Origin of the sequence: Clostridium tarantellae, from assembly GCF_009295725.1 — a bacterium.
GTDB lineage: Bacteria > Bacillota > Clostridia > Clostridiales > Clostridiaceae > Sarcina > Sarcina tarantellae.
Map to the genome: position 1 here is coordinate 1 of NZ_WHJC01000195.1, position 6,207 is coordinate 6,207.

Here is a 6,207-nt window from a genome sequence, read left to right on the forward strand (position 1 = left end):
TAGTAGCTTAGCACATAGTAAATGGAATTGCAAATATCATATAGTTTTTGCACCAAAGTATAGAAGACAAATAATTTATGGAAAAATTAAGTCAGATATAGGAGCGATATTAAGAAAGTTATGTGATTATTTAGGAGATTATAATTTTGAGAATCTGTGGATAACTTTAATTAAAGAGCCGAAGGTGGTCTGCGAAGAGATTTTGTTCTGGAACTTATGGTTAAGAAGTATTTTTATGTCAATAATTAAAATATAAATTGATTAAGGAGATACTAACTATGAATAAAGTAAATTTAATTGGTAGAGTAACAAAGAATATTGAATTAAGCACATATGGAGAAGAAGGTAAATATGCAAAGTTTTTTATTGCAATAAATGAATACAATAAAAATAAAAAAGAGAAATTAACAGATTTCATACAAATAGTAGCATGGGGAAATAATGCTGTTTTTCTTTCAAAATATGTAAATAAAGGTGATTTGATAGGTATTGAAGGTAAGTTAAAAACTAAGACTTATAATAGGGATGGAATGAAAAAATATAGTACAGAGATACATATAAATCATTGTGATTTAATAAAAAAAGTTGAAAAGAAAATTGGTTAAATAAAAAGAAAATTAATATAATAAAGATATAGAAAAGTTTAGAAATCTATATCTTTATTTATAATTTAAGCTTTATTTTTTAATAAATTTGAAAAATAATTTTTAGGAATTAACCCTTTTTTTATTCCTTCGATAACAGTTAGATAAGTAGCTGTTGTATCAAATCTAGCATCATGATAATTCCCACTGCCATTAAATAATTTATCAGCAATAGTACTTATTTGAGTATTACTAATATTCAAAAATTTAATAACTTCTTCTAATTTAGGATTTTTATAATCTCCTGATGGACGCAATATTTTGCACACAGGTCTATAATATTGCATAGTACAGAATATATTATTAGGAATGAATTCTTCTCCAAGAAGATTAAGTTCATGTTTAAGAAATTTTATATCAAATTGTACATTATGTCCCATTATAAAATCTGCTTTTATAAAGTCATTAAAAAATTCTTCAAAACAATCTTCAAAACATAAACCATTACTTAGCTCATAAAGTTTTTCTAATGAAAAACCATGAACTTTCTCAGCTTCAGGCTCCATTTCGTCTACAGTAAAGAAAAAATTTTTTCCTACTGTTTTTTGAGGCTTAGCAGTTGTATCAACTATAATATAGCTTAATTGACATATGCTACCTGGTTTTATACCAGTAGTTTCAGTGTCAAAAAATAAAAGTTTCATTTAAAAGTCCTCCTAAAAAGTTATACATATATAATAATATAAAATATTATAACTATCAATGTAAAAGACATAACATTGATAATATCATTTAAGTCATATAAACTAATATTAAAAGTTTATATGACTTAAATAAAATTATAAGTATAAAAAGGAGAAAAATATGAATATTCAAATATTTGGAATGAAAAAATGTTTTGATACTAAAAAAGCAGAAAGATATTTTAAAGAAAGAAATATAAAATATCAGTTTATAGATTTAGGAATAAGAGGATTAAGTAAAGGAGAATTGCAAAAAATTAAGTTATCGTTTATGATAAATGAAATTATTAATATAAACTCTCAAACATATAAAAAATTAAATTTAGATAAAATTAAAAGTAATGATATTAAAGAAGAATTATTGCTAAAAAATTCTCAATTATATAAAACTCCTATAGTGAGAAATGGAAATAAATCTACTATAGGGTTTGAAAAAAATATATGGGACATGTGGATTAAAGAAGAAAAATAAAAAAGGACTTAAAAAAGTCCTTTTAAAATTAATTTATACATTCAGATATACACTTTAATAATTCTAAGCAATTTTTTAAAGTAGTATCATATTCTATTTCAGGATTAAACTCTACAAAATCCATAGCCTTTACTTTTTTTGTGTTAAATAATTTATTTATTATATATTTTGCTTCTCTTAAATCCATACCTTCTTCAACAGGTGTTCCAGTACCAGGAATTAAAGATGGATCCGTACAATCTATATCAAAACTTAAATGAATATTGTTAATATTTAGTTTGTTAATGGTATTTAATAACATATCCACAACTTTTTCTATTCCTAATTCTTTTATAGTAGATGAAGTCCAAACATTTAGACCTAATTCTTTTATTAACTTTAATTCTCCTTCATCTAAATCTCTAGCACAAAGTATAAAAACTTTATTAGGATTTACTTTTCTACCTTTAAAATAAACATTGGTTAATGAATCATGTCCAATTCCCATAGAAGCAGCTAATGGCATTCCATGTATATTACCACTAGGTGAACTTTCAAGGGTATTTATATCGCCATGAGCATCTACCCAAACAACACCAAAATCATCTCCGAAGTACTTAGAGGATCCTGCTAGGGTTCCTAAGCCTAAAGAGTGGTCTCCTCCTATTATTAGAGGAAAATTATTTGATTTTAAAGAACAATAAACCCAGTGAGCTAAGTTATTATTTACTTCTATTATAGGCGACAAATATTTTAATTTATCGTTATCTTTATATTTTTCATTTACATCTATAGATTGAACATATAAATTACCTAAATCATAAATTTTATGATTATTAGCTTCAAAAATGTTTAAAAGGTTATTTTCTCTTAATGTGTTTGGCCCATTTTCCACTCCAGGATTATCACATCCATAAAATAGCGGAACTCCTAATAGATTTATTTCCATCTAGGCACCCCCAATATTATATAAAATTTCGACAATGTAGATTATATATTATATTGATAACTAACACAAGAAGTTTTTGTTAATAATTAGCTTAAATATAACCATTTAGCCCTCTAATTGAGACATCTCCTGAAACAAAGTGTTTTATTAATCCATTAGATGTTTTACATACTAATTTACCAGTGTTTAGTATATCTAATACATAAACTATTTCTCTTTTGTTTTCATTTAAAAGTAAAACAGTTTTATTTAATATAATTGAATTTTTTTTGTAAAGGTCAAGAAATTCATTATTAAATCCTGTCTTTAATAATTGTTCCCATAATTCTTCAAAATTATTAAGAAAGCAACATAATATATCATTTATTTGGAAATCTATATTAAATTCATTTTTTAAAGAAGTAAAAATATTTTCTAAAGAATTATTGTTAAGATTTAGAGAGTTTATATTTAATCCAATACCTACTATTATATAGTCTATACAATTATTTTTAAATTTGCTTTCACATAATATTCCACCTAATTTTTTATTATTTAATATTATATCGTTAGGCCATTTAATATATGTAGTAACATTAAATTCCTTTAATGTTTTACAAACACATAAAGCTGTTAATAAAGGTATTTGCTGAAGAATTTTTAAGGATAATTTTTTTTCTTTTATAAGTATTGATAAATAAAGTCCTCCTTTAGGAGAAAACCAATTTTTAGAGTTTTTCCCTTTCCCTTTATTTTGAGTTTGTGCTAAAAAAATAGTTCCAGTATCATTAGTTTTCCAAGAATTTTTTGCTATGTCATTAGTAGAGGAAATATTAGAATAGAAAAAATATTTTTTTCCTATGTATTTAGTTTTTAATTTTGATAAATCTAAAATTGAAATCACATCCTTAAGAATTTTTAAATTATTGAAATTATATTATAAAAAGTTTAAATTAACAAATTAATTAATAAAAAATATTTACAAAACCAGCATTTTTTAAGAATTATATCCTAATTTTAAAAATATTATATATAAATAAAGGATTTTTCAATAAAAAGGACCTATTATTCTAAAGGAGTGGTTGTATTGAAAAAAACATATGTAATAGATACAAATGTTTTATTATATTCTCCAGGAGCTATTTTTACTTTTGGAGATAATGATGTTGTAATTCCTGAAGTAGTATTAGAAGAATTAGATAACATGAAAAAAAATAATAGTGATTTAGGTGCAAACGCCAGACAAGCTGCTAGATTAATTAATAGTTTAAGAGAAAAAGGTAACTTAAATGAAGGAATTAAATTAAATGGTTCTGGGGTTTTATGGGTGGAAACAAATTTTTATGAAACTAAAATACCAAAATCTTGGAGTATAGAAAAAGCTGATAATAGAATAATACAAGTTTGTAAGGCTTTAAAAGAAAAAGGAGAAAATGTATGTTTAATAACTAAAGATATTTTTGAAAGAATAAAAGCTGATACTGTAGGTATAGAGGCAGAAGACTATTATGAAGAGGTGGTTCCTGAATTTGAAGATCAATATACAGGACGTATAGAGGTGTATACTTCTATAGAGAATTTGAATAAATTTTTTAAAACTAAAGAATTACAAGTTAAAGATGTAAATACTTATGATGAAAAAAATCAAAAATATGTATTACCTAAGCTTATAGTAAATCAATTTTTAATTATACATTGTAATGATAATGAGAAGCAAACAGCATTAGGTAGATTTGATGGTAAAAAAATAGTTCCTCTTTTTTATAAAGACAATATAAATATAATGGGAATATCACCTAGAAATGTTGGACAAAAATTTATGCTAGAATGTTTAAGTATGGATGCTGATAAAGCACCTTTAGTAATTATTAAAGGACCAGCTGGAACAGCTAAAACATTATTTTCTTTAGCAGTAGGATTACAAAAAATAATAGAAGAAGAGACTAATCAATATAGACGTATTTTAGTTTGTAGACCTAATGTAACTATGGATGAAGAAATAGGATATTTACCAGGAACAGAGCAAGAAAAAATAGCTCCTTTTATGAGACCAGTTTATGATAATTTAGAAATATTGATGGATTCAGGTGATAAGAAGAAATATTCTAATGAAAGAGAATTAAATGATAAAATTGAAGAGTTATTTGAAAGAAAAATAATAACTACAGAAGCAGTGGCATATTTAAGAGGAAGAAGTATAGTAAGAAATTGGGTTATAATAGATGAAGCTCAAAATCTTACTCCTAAACAAGTAAAAACTATAATTACAAGAGCAGGAGTAGGTTCAAAAATAATTCTTATAGGAGACCCAGAGCAAATAGATCAAGCTTTTATGGATTCTAGAAGTAATGGGTTATGTTATGCTTCTGAAAAAATGAAAGGAAGTAATATTTGTTATCAAATAACATTAAAATATGATGAATGTGAAAGAAGTCAATTAGCTTATGAAGCTGCAAAAAGATTATAATTTATTTTAGATTTAAAATAAAGGATATGTTGAATGTTTTTACATATTCTTTATTTTTATACATAAATAAAATATTAACAAATAATGAAAAAAATATTTTATTATGGTATAATTTATGTTATTAATAATTAGGAGGATTAAAATGTCAATAAACTTATTAGGTATGATTTTAAGCATTCCAGGTATTTTAATAGCTTTTTCATTTCGTGAATATAGTAGAGCATGGATGGCGGATAAACTTGGAGATAAAACTCCTAGGTTTCAAGGTCAATTAACATTAAATCCATTAGCACATATAAATATTGTAGGATTAGTTTTAATGTTATTTACTGGTTTTGGATGGAGTAAACCTGTAACAATAAATAGATATGCTTTTAAGAATCCTAAAAAAGATGCTTTAAAAGTAAATATAACTGCATGGATATCTAATATAATAGTTGCATTAATAGCATCTATAATCTACATAATATTATTAAAGTTTATTAGAATCAATAATAATGAATTTTTGTTTATTATTTTGGTTATTTTTAGAAATATAGTAGTTATAAATGTAAACTTATTTGTATTTAATACACTTCCGTTACCAGGGTTAGATGGCTTTAGAATATTAGAGGATTTATCTCCTAAAATATTTTATAAAGTAGCTTCAGTAATGCAAGAATATTATAGTTTAATACTTGTGGTAATAATAATGTTAGGAAAACCAGTATTAGCTATACCTTCTAGTGCTATATTAAATTTAATATCCAAAATTGCTAGTTTATTTATTTAAAATATAGGAAGTTTTTTATTAAGTAAAAAACATATATTAAATATGAATTGAAAGAATATGAAAATAATAGTAAAAAATAAGTATCTTTACAAATTTATAATTTGTTTAAGTTACTTATTTTTTTATATTTAAAAACACTAGTGTTTAATCTTTGGATTCAAATACCATTGACAAATTTTAATTAGAAAAAAGTTTATAAATTACCAAAAATTTAGACGTGAAAATAGCCGGTAACCTTTGTTTTAATATAATTACCAAAAAC

General features: G+C 23.9%; 7 protein-coding genes and 1 pseudogene. 5 read left to right on the plus strand and 3 right to left on the minus strand.

Translation table 11 applies throughout. From position 1 onward, the window contains the following. Both GBZ86_RS11195 and GBZ86_RS11200 read left to right on the plus strand, forming a co-directional pair. A pseudogene (locus GBZ86_RS11195) lies at positions 1–136 on the plus strand (transposase); the annotation flags it as partial. 142 nt (positions 137–278) lie between these two features. After that, positions 279–605, plus strand: coding sequence for a single-stranded DNA-binding protein (locus tag GBZ86_RS11200; RefSeq protein ID WP_152890698.1), 327 nt, complete (start codon positions 279–281; stop codon positions 603–605). A gap of 65 nt (positions 606–670) precedes the next feature. Here GBZ86_RS11200 and GBZ86_RS11205 read toward each other — a convergent pair whose 3' ends face one another. Continuing rightward, entirely contained in the window at positions 671–1,288 is a 618-nt protein-coding gene (locus tag GBZ86_RS11205; RefSeq protein WP_152890700.1) for a 3'-5' exonuclease, read from the minus strand. Between the two features lie 160 nt (positions 1,289–1,448). Here GBZ86_RS11205 and GBZ86_RS11210 point away from each other — a divergent pair, with 160 nt between their 5' ends. Further along, entirely contained in the window at positions 1,449–1,799 is a 351-nt protein-coding gene (locus tag GBZ86_RS11210) for an arsenate reductase family protein (protein WP_152890702.1), read from the plus strand. 28 nt (positions 1,800–1,827) lie between these two features. Here the strand turns inward: GBZ86_RS11210 and rocF are convergent, their stop codons facing one another. Together rocF and GBZ86_RS11220 are read right to left on the minus strand one after the other, a co-directional pair. Further along, on the minus strand, positions 1,828–2,727 hold the full coding sequence (gene rocF / locus GBZ86_RS11215; RefSeq protein ID WP_152890704.1) for an arginase: 900 nt from the start codon (positions 2,725–2,727) through the stop codon (positions 1,828–1,830). A 91-nt stretch (positions 2,728–2,818) separates the two neighbouring features. Then, positions 2,819–3,610: a biotin--[acetyl-CoA-carboxylase] ligase gene (locus GBZ86_RS11220; RefSeq protein WP_152890706.1), complete on the minus strand. Its 792-nt coding sequence runs from the start codon at positions 3,608–3,610 to the stop codon at positions 2,819–2,821. A 183-nt stretch (positions 3,611–3,793) separates the two neighbouring features. On the opposite strand from GBZ86_RS11220, the gene GBZ86_RS11225 reads away from it, so the two are divergent. Together GBZ86_RS11225 and GBZ86_RS11230 are read left to right on the plus strand one after the other, a co-directional pair. Then, positions 3,794–5,173 (plus strand): PhoH family protein, encoded by a 1,380-nt coding sequence (locus GBZ86_RS11225; protein ID WP_152890708.1) that lies wholly within the window; start codon positions 3,794–3,796, stop codon positions 5,171–5,173. 142 nt (positions 5,174–5,315) lie between these two features. Next, on the plus strand, positions 5,316–5,945 hold the full coding sequence (locus GBZ86_RS11230; protein WP_152890710.1) for a site-2 protease family protein: 630 nt from the start codon (positions 5,316–5,318) through the stop codon (positions 5,943–5,945). The last annotated feature ends 262 nt before the right edge of the window (positions 5,946–6,207 follow it).